This is a genomic window from Bradyrhizobium sp. LA6.8, assembly GCF_040547935.1.
Classification (GTDB): Bacteria; Pseudomonadota; Alphaproteobacteria; order Rhizobiales; family Xanthobacteraceae; genus Bradyrhizobium; species Bradyrhizobium barranii.
Genome location: NZ_JBEPQQ010000011.1, coordinates 107,578 through 123,611, shown reverse-complemented (window position 1 = coordinate 123,611; position 16,034 = coordinate 107,578). Strand labels below are relative to the sequence as shown.

At 65.6% G+C, this 16,034-nt stretch carries 18 protein-coding genes and 1 pseudogene; 5 read left to right on the top strand and 14 right to left on the bottom strand.

Features of this window, described 5'->3' with window-relative positions; translation table 11 throughout:
* Positions 1-4 precede the first annotated feature (4 nt).
* Positions 5-736, top strand: a complete 732-nt coding sequence (locus ABIA90_RS38265) for an SDR family NAD(P)-dependent oxidoreductase (RefSeq protein WP_354121430.1) — start codon at positions 5-7, stop codon at positions 734-736.
* 285 nt (positions 737-1,021) lie between these two features.
* On the opposite strand, the gene ABIA90_RS38260 is transcribed toward ABIA90_RS38265, so the two are convergent.
* The 9 genes from ABIA90_RS38260 to phnG are packed head-to-tail and all read right to left on the bottom strand — an operon-like array spanning position 1,022 to position 8,016.
* Entirely contained in the window at positions 1,022-1,633 is a 612-nt protein-coding gene (locus ABIA90_RS38260; RefSeq protein ID WP_354121429.1) for a pyridoxamine 5'-phosphate oxidase family protein, read from the bottom strand.
* 22 nt (positions 1,634-1,655) lie between these two features.
* Positions 1,656-2,252, bottom strand: a complete 597-nt coding sequence (gene phnN, locus ABIA90_RS38255; protein WP_354121428.1) for a phosphonate metabolism protein/1,5-bisphosphokinase (PRPP-forming) PhnN — start codon at positions 2,250-2,252, stop codon at positions 1,656-1,658.
* Positions 2,249-3,406: an alpha-D-ribose 1-methylphosphonate 5-triphosphate diphosphatase gene (locus tag ABIA90_RS38250; RefSeq protein WP_354121427.1), complete on the bottom strand. Its 1,158-nt coding sequence runs from the start codon at positions 3,404-3,406 to the stop codon at positions 2,249-2,251. The genes phnN and ABIA90_RS38250 overlap by 4 nt, the downstream gene beginning before the upstream one ends.
* Before the next feature lie 11 nt (positions 3,407-3,417).
* Entirely contained in the window at positions 3,418-4,116 is a 699-nt protein-coding gene (gene phnL, locus ABIA90_RS38245) for a phosphonate C-P lyase system protein PhnL (protein ID WP_166353575.1), read from the bottom strand.
* 22 nt (positions 4,117-4,138) lie between these two features.
* Positions 4,139-4,936, bottom strand: coding sequence for a phosphonate C-P lyase system protein PhnK (gene phnK / locus ABIA90_RS38240; protein ID WP_354121529.1), 798 nt, complete (start codon positions 4,934-4,936; stop codon positions 4,139-4,141).
* A gap of 7 nt (positions 4,937-4,943) precedes the next feature.
* Positions 4,944-5,834, bottom strand: coding sequence for an alpha-D-ribose 1-methylphosphonate 5-phosphate C-P-lyase PhnJ (locus ABIA90_RS38235; protein ID WP_071909234.1), 891 nt, complete (start codon positions 5,832-5,834; stop codon positions 4,944-4,946).
* The gene (locus ABIA90_RS38230; protein ID WP_354121426.1) at positions 5,831-6,934 is read right to left on the bottom strand and encodes a carbon-phosphorus lyase complex subunit; all 1,104 of its coding nucleotides are present in this window, start codon (positions 6,932-6,934) and stop codon (positions 5,831-5,833) included. Before ABIA90_RS38230 ends, ABIA90_RS38235 begins: the two co-directional genes overlap by 4 nt.
* A gap of 4 nt (positions 6,935-6,938) precedes the next feature.
* Complete coding sequence (phnH, locus tag ABIA90_RS38225; RefSeq protein ID WP_247313683.1) at positions 6,939-7,547, bottom strand: phosphonate C-P lyase system protein PhnH; 609 nt, start codon at positions 7,545-7,547, stop codon at positions 6,939-6,941.
* Between the two features lie 4 nt (positions 7,548-7,551).
* Entirely contained in the window at positions 7,552-8,016 is a 465-nt protein-coding gene (phnG, locus tag ABIA90_RS38220; protein ID WP_014491455.1) for a phosphonate C-P lyase system protein PhnG, read from the bottom strand.
* A 119-nt stretch (positions 8,017-8,135) separates the two neighbouring features.
* Here phnG and phnF point away from each other — a divergent pair, with 119 nt between their 5' ends.
* Complete coding sequence (gene phnF, locus ABIA90_RS38215) at positions 8,136-8,867, top strand: phosphonate metabolism transcriptional regulator PhnF (protein WP_028151386.1); 732 nt, start codon at positions 8,136-8,138, stop codon at positions 8,865-8,867.
* A gap of 166 nt (positions 8,868-9,033) precedes the next feature.
* Here phnF and phnE (ABIA90_RS38210) read toward each other — a convergent pair whose 3' ends face one another.
* The 4 genes from phnE (ABIA90_RS38210) to phnC form a co-directional block, all read right to left on the bottom strand.
* Positions 9,034-9,879 carry a phosphonate ABC transporter, permease protein PhnE gene (phnE, locus tag ABIA90_RS38210; protein WP_502916675.1) on the bottom strand — a complete coding sequence of 282 codons (846 nt, stop codon included), beginning with the start codon at positions 9,877-9,879 and terminating at the stop codon, positions 9,034-9,036.
* Positions 9,879-10,763, bottom strand: a complete 885-nt coding sequence (gene phnE, locus ABIA90_RS38205) for a phosphonate ABC transporter, permease protein PhnE (RefSeq protein WP_166348426.1) — start codon at positions 10,761-10,763, stop codon at positions 9,879-9,881. Before phnE (ABIA90_RS38205) ends, phnE (ABIA90_RS38210) begins: the two co-directional genes overlap by 1 nt.
* Positions 10,764-10,839: 76 nt before the next feature.
* Complete coding sequence (phnD, locus tag ABIA90_RS38200) at positions 10,840-11,775, bottom strand: phosphonate ABC transporter substrate-binding protein (protein WP_063979768.1); 936 nt, start codon at positions 11,773-11,775, stop codon at positions 10,840-10,842.
* 59 nt (positions 11,776-11,834) lie between these two features.
* Complete coding sequence (phnC, locus tag ABIA90_RS38195; RefSeq protein WP_354121424.1) at positions 11,835-12,644, bottom strand: phosphonate ABC transporter ATP-binding protein; 810 nt, start codon at positions 12,642-12,644, stop codon at positions 11,835-11,837.
* A 174-nt stretch (positions 12,645-12,818) separates the two neighbouring features.
* On the opposite strand from phnC, the gene ABIA90_RS38190 reads away from it, so the two are divergent.
* The 3 genes and pseudogenes from ABIA90_RS38190 to ABIA90_RS38180 all read left to right on the top strand — a co-directional run bounded on the left by ABIA90_RS38190 (position 12,819) and on the right by ABIA90_RS38180 (position 15,396).
* The gene (locus ABIA90_RS38190) at positions 12,819-13,490 is read left to right on the top strand and encodes an LbetaH domain-containing protein (protein WP_354121423.1); all 672 of its coding nucleotides are present in this window, start codon (positions 12,819-12,821) and stop codon (positions 13,488-13,490) included.
* Positions 13,487-14,679: pseudogene (locus tag ABIA90_RS38185) on the top strand (alpha-D-ribose 1-methylphosphonate 5-triphosphate diphosphatase). Before ABIA90_RS38190 ends, ABIA90_RS38185 begins: the two are co-directional and overlap by 4 nt.
* Positions 14,680-14,697: 18 nt before the next feature.
* Positions 14,698-15,396, top strand: coding sequence for a DUF1045 domain-containing protein (locus ABIA90_RS38180; protein ID WP_354121422.1), 699 nt, complete (start codon positions 14,698-14,700; stop codon positions 15,394-15,396).
* Between the two features lie 3 nt (positions 15,397-15,399).
* On the opposite strand, the gene ABIA90_RS38175 is transcribed toward ABIA90_RS38180, so the two are convergent.
* Positions 15,400-16,008: a hypothetical protein gene (locus tag ABIA90_RS38175; RefSeq protein ID WP_085965313.1), complete on the bottom strand. Its 609-nt coding sequence runs from the start codon at positions 16,006-16,008 to the stop codon at positions 15,400-15,402.
* Between the last annotated feature and the right edge of the window lie 26 nt (positions 16,009-16,034).

Sequence of the window (16,034 nt, the reverse complement as noted above, 5' to 3'; positions counted from 1 at the left end):
GGACATGGCGGATGATCTGAAGGGGCGCACCGCGCTCGTCACCGGCGGCTCGCGCGGGATTGGCGCAGCCGTCTGTCGCGCCCTGGCCGCATCAGGCGCGGCGGTGGCGATCAACTGCCGGGAGCAGATCGGGCAGGCCGAAAAGCTGGCAGGCGAAATCGGCAAGCAAGGCGGACGCGCCATTGTCGCTGCCGCCGACGTCTCGCAGCGCGACGCCGTGGCTACAATGGTCGAGCGCGTCACGGCCGGGCTCGGGCCGATCGACATCCTCGTCAACAATGCCGGCATCGCCATCACGCGCGGCGTCGACGATCTCACCGAGGACGACTTCGACCGCACCATCCTCGTCAACCTGAAATCCGCCTTCCTGTGCACGCAGGCGGTGCTGCCGGAGATGCGCGCACGGAAATGGGGCCGCATCATCAACATCTCCTCGGGCGCGGCGCGCGGTGCCGGCTCGATCGGTCCACACTACAATGCATCCAAGGCCGGCATGGAGGGTCTCACGCGCGGCTATGCAGCGCGGCTGGTGAAGGAAGGCATCACCGTCAACGCGGTAGCTCCGTCGCTGATCGAGACCGACATGATGAGCGGGCAGCCCGGGCTCGTCAGCCGTATCCCGCTCGGCCGCTTCGGCACGGCGGAGGAGGTGGCGAAAGCCGTGATGCTGCTGGTCGACAATGCCTACATGACCGGGCAGACCATCGCGCTGAGTGGCGGGATGGCGTTTAACTAGGAGCGAAGATAGTGCCGCCTTTCCTTCTCCCCTTGTGGAAGAAGGTGGCGCGATGCGCCGGTTGAGGGGTATCTCTCCGCGCGCACCGCTCTTCGTGAACCGTAGGGTGGGCAAAGCGGAGCGTGCCCACCATTTCTATCGCGGTGTTGGATGGGTAGTGGGCACGGCGCAAGTGCGCCTTTGCCCACCCTGCGATTCCCTTTCGTGAGGAGAGATACCCCTCACCCGTCTGCCGCTATCGCGACGAGCCACCCTCTCCCACAAGGGGGAGAGGGTAAGAGAGAGCTACCACATCGTCGCCGCAGCCCGCTCGGGCCAGATCCGGTCATACTCCGCGCCGCCGACCTTGTTCTCGCTCATCTCTGCAAGGATCTGGCCGGGCGTCGGCAGCGTCTTCGGATCGATCCGCTTGTCGGGATTCCAGAGGTCGGAGCGGACGATGGCGCGGGCGCACTGGAAATAGATTTCGTCCACATTCATCACCATGACGCTGCGCGGCGCCTTGCCCTCGACCTTGAACGAGGCGAGCAGCTCGGGATCGACGGAGAGACAAGCGCGGCCGTTGGCCCGCACCGCGTTGCCGGAACCGGGGATCAGGAACATCAGCGACACCCTGGGATCGCGCACGATGTTGCGCAAGGAATCGACCCGGTTGTTGCCGCGGCGATCCGGGAGCATCAGCGTCTTCGGATCATGGATGCGGACGAAGCCGGGGAGATCGCCGCGCGGCGAGCAGTCGATGCCTTCCGGTCCGATGGTGGCGAGCGCAGCAAACGGCGCCTTCTCGATGAAGATGCGGTAGAGCGGGGTAATGTGGTCGGCGACTTTCACGGTCGAGGCGTCACCAACGGCACCGTAGATGGCCTCCAGCTGTTCGACCGTTTCAATCACCGACATTCCGTTCTCCTTGTTGCGCCGGCTATTCGTGCCAGCCTTCGTTCCTGATCACACGCACGAGCTGGCGGCTGTGATAGTCCGCGCTGCCCGCGTTGAGGATGGTGACATCGGCATTGGCCGATGCGTCGTCGACGCTGCGCGCGAGGCGATCTGCGATATTGCCGTCGCTGTGCCGGGCCCGGGCAGCAAGCCGCTGGGCCAGCACGTCCGTTGGCGCCGTGATCGCGACCACGACGACGTTGGCATAGGCTTGGCGCAGCGCGCCGATCACCGTCCGCGAGACATTGGCGACGACGGCCCGGCCAGCGAGGATGTCATCGTTGATTTCGAGCGGAAGAGCGTAGGAATGACCATGCGCTTCCCAGTGCACGGCGAAATCGCCGTGCTCGCGCGCGCGGCGGAATTCGTCCTGGCTCATCGCCATGTTGTCTTCGGCTTCGGAGGATTCGCGCGTCACGACACGGCGCGGAAAGACGATGTCGTGGTCGTCGATACAGGCCGCCTGTGCGAGCCGCAACAGCGTGTCCTTGCCGGCACCGCTGGGACCGACCACGAGCACGAGCCGCCCGGGCCCGATCCCGCTGGCCTCATCGTGTGCCATGGTCGCGGTCTCGCTCATGCGACGCGGTTTCCTTCGCGCCAGACGCTACGGACCACGGGAACGTCGCCCGCAACATGCACGCGGATCAGGTCGGCGCGCTTGCCGATCGCGACCTCGCCACGATCCGACAGGCCAACCGCCTCGGCCGGCGCCTTCGTCACGGTACGAACCGCCGCCGGCAGGCTGATCGCGGGCACATGCTCCGGCAATTGCAGCGCGGCCATCAGGAGGCTGGACGGGATGTAGTCCGACGACAGGATGTCGAGCAGGCCCTCGCGGGCGAGATCGACCGCGGCGATGTTGCCGGAGTGCGAGCCGCCGCGCACGACGTTCGGCGCACCCATCAGGATGTCGATGCCGGCCTGATGCAGGCCGCGCGCGGCCTCCAGCGTGGTCGGGAATTCCGCCACCGACACGCGATCGCGCACGGCGTCCACGACGTTCTCCTCGGTGGTGTCGTCATGGCTCGCCAGCGGAATGTTGTATTTGTGCGCCAGCGACACGATCTCGCGCATGTTGGCCGCTGCATAGAGCTTCTGATACTCGAAGCGCTTCGCGAACAGCTCATCGAGCTCGGCATCGGTCTTGCCGCCGCCCTTGCCGCGGTAATAGTCGCGCAGCTTGACCTCGTCGCGGAACTGGCGCTGGCCGGGCGTGTGGTCCATCAGCGACATCAGCTTGACGTCGGGACGGTCGATCAGCTCCTTGGCCTCCTCGACCACGCTCGGCATCGGGATTTCGCAGCGCAGATGCAGGAAGTGGTCGGCGCGCAGCAGGCTGGCATCGCGCGCGGTCGTGATCGCGGCGGCGAGCACGCCGGCGCGGCCATCGACTTCCTCGGCGCCGTCCTCGCGCCAGACCCGGAGCGAGTCGAACACGGTCGTGATGCCTGAGGTCGCAAGCTGGCCGTCATAGGAGATGACGGCGGCGACCGGATTCCAGAACACTTTTGGGCGCGGCACGTAATGCGCTTCGAGATGATCGGTGTGGAGCTCGATCAGGCCGGGCATGATGAGGTCGCCGCCGGCATCCTCGGCGCCCGCAGGCGCCCTGCCCTCGCCGATCTCGGCGATGCGTCCATCCGCGAGAGCGAGCCAGCCCTGCTCGATCACCCGGTCAGCCAGCACGATCCTGGCGTTGGCGATCAATGTGTCCTTCGGCTTGGCGTTCATTTCCATTTCCTTCAGGCCGCGGCGGCAAAGCTGGTGACGTCAACAATACGGTCGGCAATCAAATGGCGGATTTCGTCGTCGTGGACAATGGCGACCATGGCGACGCCCTGGCGCTTCTTCTCGGCGACCAGATCGACCACGACGGCGCGGTTGGCAGCATCGAGCGAAGCGGTCGGCTCGTCCAGCAGCAGGATCGGCAGCTCCGAGATGAAGCCGCGCGCGATGTTTACGCGCTGCTGCTCGCCGCCGGAGAAGGTCGCGGGCGGCAGCTGCCAGAGTCTTTCAGGGATGTTGAGGCGGTGCAGCAACTCGCCTGCGCGCTGTTGCGCCTCAGCGCGTGCCAGGCCGTTCACGATCAGTGGCTCCGCGACGACGTCAATGGTCGCAACACGCGGCACCGCCCGCAAAAACTGGCTGACATAGCCGATCGTGGAGCGACGGATGTTGAGGACCTGCCGCGGCTCGGCGGTGGCGAGATCGACCACCGCGCCGCGGTGGCGAATGCCGATGCGGCCGGAGTCGCAGCGGTAATTGCCAAAAATCATCTTCAGGATCGACGACTTGCCGGCACCGGACGGGCCAGAGAGCACGACGCATTCGCCGGGATTGACGTGGAAGGTCACGCCGCTGACGACAGGCAGCTCGATGCCGCCCTGCAGGTGCATCGTAAAGGTCTTTTTCGCGGCGGCGATGTCGATCATGGCGGTCATCGGAAAACTCATCTTGAAAGGCTTATGGCGGCAGAATCGAGGAGACGAGGAGCTGGGTATAGGGCTCGCGGGGGTCGTCGAGCACCTGGTCGGTGAGACCGGTCTCGATGACGCGGCCGCCCTTCATCACCATCACGCGATGCGACAGCAGTCGCGCCACCGCGAGATCATGGGTGACGATGATGACGGCGAGGTGCAGCTCGGCGACGAGGCTGCGCACGAGGTCGAGCAGGCGAGCCTGGACAGACACGTCCAGACCGCCGGTCGGCTCGTCCATGAACACCAGCCGCGGCTCGGTGACGAGGTTGCGCGCGATCTGGAGACGCTGGCGCATGCCGCCGGAATAGGTCCGCGGCGCATCGTCGATGCGCGCGATGTCGATCTCGACGCGGGTGAGCCAGTCCGACGCGGTATCGCGGATGCGGCCGTAGTGATTCCAACCCACCGCCATCAGCCGTTCGCCGACATTGGCGCCGGCCGAGACCGCCATGCGCAGGCCCTGCGCGGGATCCTGGTGCACATAGCCCCAGTCGGTGCGGAACAGGAAGCGCCGCTCGGCTTCGCCCAGGCTCGTGAGATCGCGGGTGACGCCGTCGCGCATGCGGTACGACACCTGGCCGGCGCTCGGCGCGAGCTGGCCCGACAATATTTGCAGCAGCGTCGACTTGCCCGAGCCGGACTCGCCGACGATCGCCAGCACCTCGCCGGGGTAGAGCGAGAACGACACGTCGCGGCACGCGGCGATGCGGCCATAGGATTTGCTGAGGGATTCTGCGACCAGCAGCGGCTGGTCGTTTTCGAGCTTATCGAGATCAGCCATGTCTTGATCAGCCATGTGAGCCCGCCTTGTCCTTGTACGGCGCGGCGCTAAGGCTGCCGTGATGGCCGGCGGCCTGGCGGCCCTCGCAATAGTCGGTGTCCGAGCACACGAACATACGCCCGCCCTTGTCGTCGGTGACGATCTCGTCGAGATAGGAATTCTCGGCCGCGCACAGCGCGCAGGGCGCGTTGAAGCGGTACGGCTCGAACGGGTGATCCTCGAAATCGAGCGACACTACCTGCGTATAGGGCGGGATCGCATAGATGCGCTTCTCGCGACCGGCGCCGAACAATTGCAGCGCCGGGCAATTGTCCATCTTGGGATTGTCGAATTTCGGCGTCGGCGACGGATCCATCACGTAGCGCGCATTGACCTTCACCGGATAAGCGTAGGCGGTGGCGATGTGGCCGAAGCGGGCGATGTCCTCGTAGAGCTTCACATGCATCAGGCCATATTCGGCGAGCGCATGCATGCGCCGCGTCTCGGTCTCGCGCGGCTCGAGGAAACGCAGCGGTTCCGGGATCGGCACCTGATAGACCAGCACCTGGTTCGCGTGCAGCGACGTCTCCGGGATGCGGTGACGGGTCTGGATCACGGTTGCATCTTCAGTCGCCGTGGTCGTGGCGACGCCCGCGGTCTTGGCGAAGAATTTGCGGATCGAGATCGCATTGGTCGTGTCGTCGGAACCTTGGTCGATCACCTTCAGCACATCCTGGGGCCCGAGGATCGCGGCCGTGACCTGCACGCCGCCGGTGCCCCAGCCATAGGGCATCGGCATTTCGCGGCTGGCGAACGGCACCTGATAACCGGGGATCGCGATCGCCTTGAGGATCGCGCGGCGGATCATCCGCTTGGTCTGTTCGTCGAGATAGGCGAAGTTGTAGGCGGGCGCGTTCATTCCGCGGCCTCCTTCATGGCGTCGGGCGCATTGGCCTCGGCAAATTCCTTGCGCAGCTTGCGAAGGAGGCCGAGCTCGGACTGGAAGTCGACATAATGCGGCAGCTTCAGATGCTCGACGAAGCCGGTCGCCTGGACGTTGTCCGAATGCGACATCACGAATTCTTCATCTTGCGCCGGGGCCACGGCCTCTTCGCCAAGCTCGCGGGCACGCAGCGCGCGGTCGACCAGCGCCATCGACATGGTCTTGCGCTCGCTCTGGCCGAAGGCGAGACCATAGCCGCGGGTGAAGCACGGCGCTTCCGTCGCCGAGCCCTTGAACTGGTTGACCATCTGGCACTCGGTGAGCTCGATGGAGCCGAGCGGCACGGCGAAGCCGACGTCTTCCGCGAAAAATTCGACATCGACCTCGCCGAAGCGGATCTCGCCGACGAAGGGATGGTTGCGGCCGTAACCGCGCTGGGTGGAATAACCCATCGCCAGCAGAAAGCCTTCGTCACCGCGCGCGAGGTTTTGCAGGCGCAGGTCGCGATCGGCCGGGAAGTTCAACGGTTCGCGCGTAAGATCGCCGACGCTGGCGCCGTCTTCGGCCCGCGGCGAGGATTCGATCAGCCCGTCGCGGCCCAGAATATCGGTCACACGCGGCGTGGGCGCCGTCGACGCTTCGGCCGTCGCCGGCACTTCAGGCACAAAGCCCTGGCCAAGCGAAGGATCGAGCAGGCGGTGCGTGTAGTCGAAGGTCGGCCCGAGGATCTGGCCGCCGGGAATGTCCTTGAAGGTCGCCGACACCCGCCGCTGCACCCGCATCGCGCCGGTGTCGACCGGCTCGCTGGCGCCGAAGCGCGGCAGGGTGGCGCGGAAGGCGCGGACCAGGAAGATCGCCTCGATTAGATCCCCGCGCGCCTGCTTGATGGCGAGCGCCGCGAGCTCGCGGTCATAGAGCGACCCTTCGCTCATGACGCGGTCCACGGCGAGGCCAAGCTGCTCCGAGATCTGATCCAGCGTGACCTCGGAAACGCTCTGGTCGCCACGCCGCGCATTGGCGAGCAGGCGATGGGCGTTCTCGATGGCGCGCTCGCCGCCTTTGACTGCGACATACATGCGACTAGCTTCCCTTGTTCACGACACGCGTGGTGCGCGGGATCGCAACCACGGCATCATCGGCGACCAGCACCAAATCAATGCCGCGCGGAAACAGCGCCTCGTTGAACTGCAGCCGTTCGAACAGGTCGAAAGGCCTGATCGAGGCCTGAAGCGTCGCGACACCGTCGATGCCGGGGCCACGCAGTTCGAAACTGCGCCCCGAATTCAGGCTCTCGACCTGAAGGATCACCGTGGTCGAACGATCCGGATACTCATTCGTGCCCAGCGCGAAGCGCTCGAGCGACGGCAGCGCTGCGCCGTCGCTGATCAGCGCGAAACTCGCGATCGAAGAGTCCTGCACCACCGGCGCGCCGGTGTGGAACTTGAGCCATTTCACCACGTCCGACCTCTCCGCCATCCGGGCATCGAGCCAGAGCGGCGTGTCGTGATCGAACAGCGTCAGCGCGATCGCGGCAGTGCCGCGCATCGTTGGCTCGGGCGCTCCCGCCATCGGCACGATGCGCTGGACCGAGCCCGGCCGCGCCATCGCGTCCATGACGGAACGAAAGGTCGATTGCGCCGACAACACCTTGTCGACGAAACCCGGCGGTAGTTCCGCAATCGTGGTCATGGCCTCACCCCTCACCGCGCACCATGGTGTAGAAATCAACCTTCGTCGCGGCGGTCTCGGCGGCCGCCTGCTTGCGCTGGATCATAAGCTGCTCGCGCAACGGCGCGATAACGTCACGCTCCACCGCCTCGCCGAAATCACTGGACTGCGCCAGTGCGTCGCACAGCGCGATCAGCCGCGCCTTTTCGCCATCGCGCCCCAGCGTGTAGCCGAAGCCGACCTCGCCGCTCGCGAGCCGGACCGCTGCGCGAGACACCGTGGCTTCACCGAGATTGAACGGCGCGCCGTCGCCGCCGACCCGGCCGCGCAGCATGACGAGACCGTTTTCCGGCGCGCGTAGCTCCTGATGCGCCGGCAGGGCGAGAGCGCGGAGGCGAGCGGCGATCTCGCCCGCCTCCGCGTGCGCCAGCACGGCCATCGCGGCCTTGCGCTGGACTTGCTGGTTGTTGTGCTGGGTCACCAAATCCACCGAGCTTTTGACAGAACTTGCCGAATCCAAGTTGTCTATGATAATAGACAACTTGATACGGAAGCGCCATGACTGTTTCGTGACAAACGTGTGATTTCTGAAGTAGGCTTCTCGGCGACATGAGCATGCAGGACACAGCCTCTTCGGGCGTCGCGCTGTGGCGCCTCGTTGCCGACGGCATCGAGCGCGGCATCGCCGACGGCCGCTTTGCGGCCGGCGACAAGCTGCCGGGCGAGATGGAGATCGCCGAGACCTATCGTGTGAACCGCCACACCGTGCGGCGCGCGCTGGCCGCGCTTGCCGAGCGCGGCATCGTGCGCGCCGAACGTGGCAGCGGAACCTATGTCGAGGCACAGCGCCTCGCTTATCCCTTACGCTCGCGCACCCGCTTCTCCGAGATCGTCGGCGCCGATGGCCGCGAACCGCATGGCCGGCTGATCGAGGCGTCCGACGACGTCGCGACCCGCGAACTCGCGCGCGAACTGGGATTGAAGGCCGGCGCGCCGCTGGTGCGGATCGAGGCGATCCGCCTCGCCGACCGCACGCCGATCTGCGTCTCCACCACCTGGCTGTCAGCGGAATTGTTTCCGGGCGCGGGCGAGGTGTTCGCCGCGACGCGCTCGATGACGAAACTGCTCGAGCACTACGGCGTCCGCGACTACAGTCGCGGCGCGACCCGGATCACCGCCGGCATCGTGGACGCAACCGATGCCGCGCGGCTCGATCTGCCGCTGGGACGGCCGATCCTCGTGGTCGACGCCACCGACCACGATCTCGCCGGCAAGCCGCTGGTGACCAAGCACTCGCGCTTTGCGGCGGAGCGGGTGGAGTTTCTGGTGGAGAACGGGTGAGGCTGCTCTTCTTCACCCTCTCCCCTTGCGGGAGAGGGTGGCTCGCCGCGTAGCGGCGAGACGGGTGAGGGGTATGTCTCTGCAAACACCGATCTGAGTTTGAGGAGGCAGACCCCTCATCCGGCGCTTCGCGCCACCTTCTCCCACAAGGGGACAAGGACGAAAGCTACGCCACCGCCCTGCGCCCAATAATCGCAAACCGCAGCTTGCTCGAGATGAAATCGATCGCGGCGACGGCGACCAAAATCATCAGGATCAGGAACGACACCCGCTGCCATTCCAGCACGCGGATCTGCTCGGCGAGCTGGAGGCCGATGCCGCCGGCGCCGACGATGCCGATGATCGTTGCCGAGCGCGTGTTGGATTCGATGAAATAGAGCACTTGGCCGGCGATCACGGGCAGCACCTGCGGCAGCAGGCCGAAGCGGATTTCGTGCAAAGCACTGCCGCCGGAGGCGCGGACGCCTTCGACCTGCTTCTGGTCGGCGCCTTCGATCGCCTCCGAGAACAGTTTTCCGAACGCACCGAAATCCGACACGGCAATCGCCAGCACACCGGCGAACGGGCCGAGGCCGACGACATTGATCCAGACCAGCGCCCAGATCAGGGTGTCCACGCCGCGGATCGAATCCAGGAAGCGGCGAACCGGAAAACGCAGGATCTGCGAGGGTATGACGTTGCGAGCGGCCAGCAGGCTGACCGGAAGCGCGAACACCGCCGCCAGCGTCGTGCCGAGCAGCGCGATCGACAGCGTCTCACCCAGCGCCTTCAGATAGACCGGGAGCGAAGAGCCGGGATCGGGCGGGATCATCATCAGGCTGATCCAGCCGAGCTGGCTCAGCCCTGCGAAAAACCGCGACGGCGAGAAGTCGAGATCGACGAGGCCGTAAACCAGGATCGCAAACGCCGCGACGATCATCGCAGGCATCGCAAGCCGCGCCGAGGCGGGGCGGTCGAACACATCGGGGTAGCGCGCGCGAAGCTCTCGCGTGTCGACCTCCTGCGGTCTCATCACGTCCGTGCCTCCTTACCGAACAGACGGCCGCGCAGCCAGCCGGTGGTGATGTCGATGATGAAGACCGTGATGATGATGGTGAGCAGGATGGCACTGACGTCGGAGTAATAGAACTTGCGGATGGCGACGACGAGCTCCTGGCCGATGCCGCCGGCACCGACGAAGCCCATGACCGAGGCCTCGCGGACGTTGATCTCGAAGCGCAGCAGCGCGTAGCTGGCATAGCCCGCGGTCACCTGCGGCACGATGGCGAAGCGCATGCAGGACAGCCAGCTCGCACCGGTCGAGCGGATGCCTTCGACCGGCTTCATGTCGGCATTCTCGACGATCTCGGAGAACAGCTTGCCGAGCGCGCCGGTGGAGTGGATCGCGATCGCGAGCACGCCGGCCATCGGCCCGAGGCCGAACGCGATCACGAAGATCAGCGCGAAGACGATGCCCGGCACGGTGCGGGCGAATTCGAGCAGGCGACGCACCACGAAGCGCAGCCAGGGCGACGGTGACGTGTTCTCGGCCGCGAAGAAATTCAAGGCGAAGGCGAAAGTCGCGCCGATCAGCGTGCCGACATAGGAGATCAGCAGCGTCTCGCCCAGCATCTTCAGCCATTTGCGCCAGCCCCACAGCCACTCGCCGGCATCGGTCCAGACCCGCTGGCCGCTGTCGAGCGTGAGGATGCGGTCGAAATAGCTGATGAAATTGCCGAAATGGGCAAAGAAGGTGCGCAGGTTCACTTCCGCGCCGATCGCGGCAAGAAACAGCGCTGCGGCAAAGATCACCAGCCCCAACAGGAGTCGGAGCCGCTTGCGCGCGACCGCCTGGCGATAGGCCGCGTTCAGCACGGCGAGCTGCTGCTCGGGAAGGATCGAAACCGCGACGGTCATCTGGCCAGGAAAGGTGGTCGATCAAAGAGAAAGAGCCGGGTCCATCGACCCGGCTCCAGTGCTATCGTCCCGAAACTCAGGACGCCTTCTTCTTACGCAGTGCATCGACGAACTTGATCAGCTCGATCGTGCCATCCCAGTCCTTGGTGGTGGCGGGATGAAAACCCTTCTTCTGGCCGTCCTGGAGGCGATCGAAGGCCGCCTTGTCCTTGGCCGGCGCGTCGAAGAACGCCTTGGCGATCGCCGCCTTGGCATCTTCCGGCAGGTCGGAATTGTAGGCGTAGGGGCCGTTGATGATCGGCGCCGACTTGTGGATGATGCGGAAATCGTCCTTCTTCATCGGCGAGCCGTCGGCGTTCTTCAGCATGCCCTTGGTCAGCATCTGCGCCAGCGTGGAATCGTCATCGCTGGTCCACTGGTTGGCCGCAACGTCGACCGTGCCCTGCGCCAGCGCCAGGATCGCGTTCTCGTGGCTGCCGGTGAAGACGACCTTGCTGAAATAGGTGTCGGCATCCGTGATGCCCATCTTGTCGAGCTCGAAGCGCGGCACGTTGTTGCCGGAGGTCGAGTTCGGGTCAACGAGGCCGAGGTTCTTGCCCTTGAGCTGGTCGACGCTCTTGTAGGGGCTGCTCGCCTTGACGAAGAACACCGAGTAGTAGCCGGTCGAACCGTCGGCATTGATGTCGTTGGCGAAGGCATCGGTCTTGACGCCGGTCAGGCGGGCGCGGGCGAACGACGCCGAGCCGTAGCTGGCGATATGGATGTTGCCGGCGCGCTGGCCTTCGATGACCGCGGCGTAGTCGTTGGCGATGCGTAGCGTGACCTTCACGCCCAATTCCTTGGAGAGATAGTTCATGAACGGCGCCCAGCGCTCGGTCACGCCCGAGGCGTTTTCCGCCGGAATGACCGCGAAGGTCAGTTCGGGATATTTGGCTTTCCAGTCGTCGGCGGAGGCCGAGGTCGTGAACGCGAGCGCGGCGGCGCCGGCAAGAACCAGTCTGCGAGTGATCATGATACCCTCTTCATCGGTTGGGGTCGGTTGACGCAAAAATTGGCAGTTACAGGCGCAGCTCAGGCGGCCGCGGCCGTTCCGAGCGCCGGCACGCCTTCAGGCGCCGGCACAGGCATTCCGCCCATGACGTCGGAGGCTTCGAGATCGTAGAGCTCGCGCGCGACGTGGTCGGTCAATTCGGCCGGCGCGCCGTCGAACACCACGCGCCCCTGCGCCATGCCGATCAGGCGATCGCAATAGCTGCGCGCGAGATCGAGCGAATGCAGGTTGCAGAGTACGGTGATGCCGAAGTGCTTGTTGATGCGCAGCAGCGCATCCATCACGATCTTGGTGTTCCGCGGGTCGAGCGAGGCGATCGGCTCGTCGGCCAGGATGATGTCGGGCTGCTGCACCAGCGCCCGGGCGATCGCAACACGCTGCTGCTGGCCGCCGGAGAGCTGGTCGGCGCGCTGGGCGGCGAGTGAGGCGATATCGAACTGTTCGAGCGCCGACATCGCCAGCGCCTTGTCGTGCTCGGGCCAGGTCTGCGTCAGCGAGCGCCAGGCCGGCATCGTCGCGAGGCGTCCCATCAACACGTTGGTGAGCACATCGAGCCGGCCGACCAGGTTGAACTGCTGGAAAATCATCGCCGCGCGCGCCCGCCACTGCCGCAATTCCTTGCCGCGCAGCGCGGTAACGTCGAGGCCGTCGAACAGGATACGGCCCTGCGTCGGCGTCGCCAGGCGATTGATCATGCGCAGCATGGTCGACTTGCCGGCGCCGGAGCGCCCGATCACACCGACGAAGCCGCCGGGGGAGATTTGAAACGAAGCGTCGTCCACCGCGGCTTTTGCGCCGAAGCGGCACGTCAGACCTTCAACCACCAGCATAGAGGGCTCCAGAGTAGCTGGCTGCCACCGCTAACGCTGGCGCTTGACACTTGTGTGACACCGGCGCTGCGGTGCGGCGATCCTACACACCTCTTCCCCTGTCATCGCATCGTCATGACATTGTCATCAGGCCGCTCGAAGAGGTACGCCCGCCCTCGACCTATCGGATGTAGCATGGCCGGCAAGACGCTCTCGGTTCAACCGACCATCGACCCTTCGGCGAAGCTGCATGAGACCAGTCTCGGCACCTATACCGAAGTCGGTGCGCGCACGATCCTCACTGAAGTCACGATGGGCGATTACTCCTATGTCGTGAACGACGCCCAGATCACCTACACCACCATCGGAAAATTCTGCTCGATCGCGGCGATGACGCGCATCAATCCCGGCAATCATCCGATGCATCGCGCCACGCAGGCGCATTTCACCTATCGTTCCAGCGCCTACTTCGAAGGCGAGAGCGACGACACCGAGTTCTTCGACTGGCGGCGCCAGCATCACGTCCATATCGGCCACGACGTCTGGATCGGCCATGGCGCGATCGTGCTGCCCGGCCGCAACATCGGCACCGGCGCCGTGATCGCGGCCGGCGCCATCGTCACCAAGGACGTGCCGGCCTACACCATCGTCGCCGGCAATCCGGCGCGCATCGTGCGGCGGCGGTTCTCGGAAGACGTCGCCGGACGGCTGGCCCGGCTCGCCTGGTGGGACTGGGATCACGACAAATTGCGTGAAGCACTGCCCGATTTCCGCAAGCTCGGGATTGAAGATTTCCTCTCGGCATATGAAGCACGGGCAAGCTCCCTCACCCGTTCCCCTGCCAGCAAACGAAGCGCGGTCGCTTGACAGACATCTTCCTTGAGGGCGGCCGGGCCCTGATCGGCTCCGAGCTCGTCGAAACTTCCATTCTGGTGTCCGGCGCGGACATTGCGCAGGTCGATGCCTCTCGCGGCCGTGCGCGGCTGGCGATCGATGCGCGCAACCTGCTGGTGCTGCCCGGCATCGTCGATCTGCATGGCGATGCCTTCGAGCGCCAGATGATGCCGCGCGCCGGCGTCGACTTTCCGATCGACGTCGCCCTCGCCGACAGTGACCGCCAGGCGATCAGCAACGGCATCACCACCGTGTTTCACGCCACGACCTGCTCATGGGAGCCGGGCCTGCGCAGCGCCGGCAATGCGCGCGCCCTGATGGAGGCGATCGAGCGGCAGCGACCGCATTTCGCCGCCGACACCCGATTCCACCTGCGGCACGAGACCTACAATCTGGATGCCGAGACCGAGATCGGCCAGTGGCTCGCCGAGGGCCGCGTCGACCTGTTCGCCTTCAACGACCACATGGACGGCACCGTTGCCGACATGGCCAAGCCGCGCAAGCGCAACCGCATGGTCGAGCGCACCGGCCTCTCGGGCGAGGAATTCGACCGGCTGGTCGAGCGTGTGCTTTCGCGGGCCAGTGAAGTGCCGGCTTCCGTGTCGCGGCTTGCCGCAACTGCTCGCGCAGCCGAGGTGCGGATGCTCTCGCATGACGATGCGACGCCGGCGATGCGGCAGGAGTTTCGCGAGCTGGGCGCTGACATCGCGGAGTTTCCGATCAACGAGGAGACCGCGCGGGCGGCCGCGTCCGCCGGCGATGCCATCGTCTACGGTGCGCCGAACGTCGTGCGCGGCGGCAGCCATACCGGCTGGACTCGGGCATCCGACATGATCGCGAAGGGGCTCTGCTCGGTGCTGGCGTCTACTATTACTATCCCGCGCAGCTGCTCGCCGCGTTCCGCCTTGTCGCCGACGGCGTGCTGCCGCTGCCGAAGGCCTGGGATCTGGTCTCTGCGGGACCAGCGCGCGCGACCGGCCTTGCCGATCGCGGCGTGCTCGCGGAAGGATGCCGCGCCGACATGCTGCTGGTCGACGACAGCATACCGCTGCGGCCGCGGCTGATCGCGGTGGTATCAGGCGGAAAGCTCGTGCATCTCACCGATGCGACGCGACTGCTCGCTGCGGCGGCGACGCCGCGCGAGGCTGTCGTTGCGGCCTGAACCGGTTATGCTCGGGCGATGACAGATTTTCCCCGCTACGCGATCTACTTTGCCGCCGGCGCCGACAGCGCCCTCTCCCGCTTCGGCGCCGAGCTGCTGGGCTACGATGTCTACACCGGTGACGAGATGCCGTTCCCTGCCGACGCATCGCGTGTTGCGCCGGACTGGCGCGACGTCACGGCCGATCCCCGCAAATACGGTTTCCACGGCACGCTGAAGGCGCCGATGGCGCTGGCGCCAGGCAGGACTGAAGCCGAGCTCGTCGCAGCCTGCGTGGCCTTTGCCGGCAAGGCGCGGCCGATGCCGTCAATCCGTCCGGTCGTCGACTCCATCAGCGGCTTCATTGCGGTGATTCCGACCGAGCCGGTGGGTGCGCTCCAGCAACTTGCGGCCGATTGCGTCCGCGAATTCGACGACTTCCGTGCGCCCATGACGGCGGAAGACCGCGCGCGGCGCAAGCCCGACAAGCTCACCGAGCGGCAGCGCGACTATCTCGACCGCTGGGGTTACCCGTACGTGATGGAAGAATTCCGCTTCCACATGACGCTGACGGGACGGCTGGATGCGGAACGGCGCGGGCCGATCCTGGAGATGCTGCGCGCGAGGTTTGCGGCGCTCAGTCTCGAGACGCTGGCGATCGACCGGATCGCGCTGTTCAAGCAGGATGATACCAAAGCGCGCTTCCGCTTTGTCGGCGAGTGGGCGTTGGCGAAATAGGCCTCAGCGCCAGCTCGCGAGATTGAAGGCGAGCGCCACGGCGCCAACCAGAATGAGGCTGGTCGCCCAGATTGCATCCAGATTGAACCAGCTTCGCGCGACGAACCTCAATCCCAGATAACGGTAGACCAGCCAAGCCAGACATCCGCCGGCACTGACCATGGCGACAACGTGCACCAGGGACACCAGCACCGCCATCCCGAGACTTGTCTTCAGAAGACTTGCCTTCATCAGCGCGCCCGCCGCCTCATGGCCGGCATCGAGCTCGAAGGCCTGGCAGAGCCCGAGATAGATCGGCACGAGCATCAAGGCCGCGCCGTGAGCAATGGCAACGGCGAATGACCAGAGCGCCAATTGCGTTGGCGGAATTCGTGCCAGCGTGCGCGGATGGCGCCGCTCGATCAGCCGATAGACGCCGAAGCCGATGACGAGAAGGCTCGCGCCGAGCTGGATCGAACGCTGCCACTCGGCCAGGACGAGCAGGAACGCAAACGGCAGCAGCACGAGAAGTGTTGCCAGGAGATGTCCGGCCGCCAGAGCCCACAACGCGCGGAACAGCGCGCGCGGGCTCTTGTCCATGAGCCCGGCCGAAACGGCGAGCGGCCATCCCATTCCCGGATTGACGCCGTGATAGAGAC

What these genes read in the sequence shown, in the direction of transcription:
- ABIA90_RS38265 (WP_354121430.1), top strand. Translation starts at nt 5, where the DNA reads ATGGCGGATGATCTGAAGGGGCGCACCGCGCTCGTCACCGGCGGCTCG.
- ABIA90_RS38260 (WP_354121429.1), bottom strand. Translation starts at nt 1,633, where the DNA reads ATGTCGGTGATTGAAACGGTCGAACAGCTGGAGGCCATCTACGGTGCC.
- phnN (WP_354121428.1), bottom strand. Translation starts at nt 2,252, where the DNA reads ATGAGCGAGACCGCGACCATGGCACACGATGAGGCCAGCGGGATCGGG.
- ABIA90_RS38250 (WP_354121427.1), bottom strand. Translation starts at nt 3,406, where the DNA reads ATGAACGCCAAGCCGAAGGACACATTGATCGCCAACGCCAGGATCGTG.
- phnL (WP_166353575.1), bottom strand. Translation starts at nt 4,116, where the DNA reads ATGACCGCCATGATCGACATCGCCGCCGCGAAAAAGACCTTTACGATG.
- phnK (WP_354121529.1), bottom strand. Translation starts at nt 4,936, where the DNA reads ATGGCTGATCTCGATAAGCTCGAAAACGACCAGCCGCTGCTGGTCGCA.
- ABIA90_RS38235 (WP_071909234.1), bottom strand. Translation starts at nt 5,834, where the DNA reads ATGAACGCGCCCGCCTACAACTTCGCCTATCTCGACGAACAGACCAAG.
- ABIA90_RS38230 (WP_354121426.1), bottom strand. Translation starts at nt 6,934, where the DNA reads ATGTATGTCGCAGTCAAAGGCGGCGAGCGCGCCATCGAGAACGCCCAT.
- phnH (WP_247313683.1), bottom strand. Translation starts at nt 7,547, where the DNA reads ATGACCACGATTGCGGAACTACCGCCGGGTTTCGTCGACAAGGTGTTG.
- phnF (WP_028151386.1), top strand. Translation starts at nt 8,136, where the DNA reads ATGAGCATGCAGGACACAGCCTCTTCGGGCGTCGCGCTGTGGCGCCTC.
- phnE (WP_502916675.1), bottom strand. Translation starts at nt 9,879, where the DNA reads ATGAGACCGCAGGAGGTCGACACGCGAGAGCTTCGCGCGCGCTACCCC.
- phnE (WP_166348426.1), bottom strand. Translation starts at nt 10,763, where the DNA reads ATGACCGTCGCGGTTTCGATCCTTCCCGAGCAGCAGCTCGCCGTGCTG.
- phnD (WP_063979768.1), bottom strand. Translation starts at nt 11,775, where the DNA reads ATGATCACTCGCAGACTGGTTCTTGCCGGCGCCGCCGCGCTCGCGTTC.
- phnC (WP_354121424.1), bottom strand. Translation starts at nt 12,644, where the DNA reads ATGCTGGTGGTTGAAGGTCTGACGTGCCGCTTCGGCGCAAAAGCCGCG.
- ABIA90_RS38190 (WP_354121423.1), top strand. Translation starts at nt 12,819, where the DNA reads ATGGCCGGCAAGACGCTCTCGGTTCAACCGACCATCGACCCTTCGGCG.
- ABIA90_RS38180 (WP_354121422.1), top strand. Translation starts at nt 14,698, where the DNA reads ATGACAGATTTTCCCCGCTACGCGATCTACTTTGCCGCCGGCGCCGAC.
- ABIA90_RS38175 (WP_085965313.1), bottom strand. Translation starts at nt 16,008, where the DNA reads ATGGGATGGCCGCTCGCCGTTTCGGCCGGGCTCATGGACAAGAGCCCG.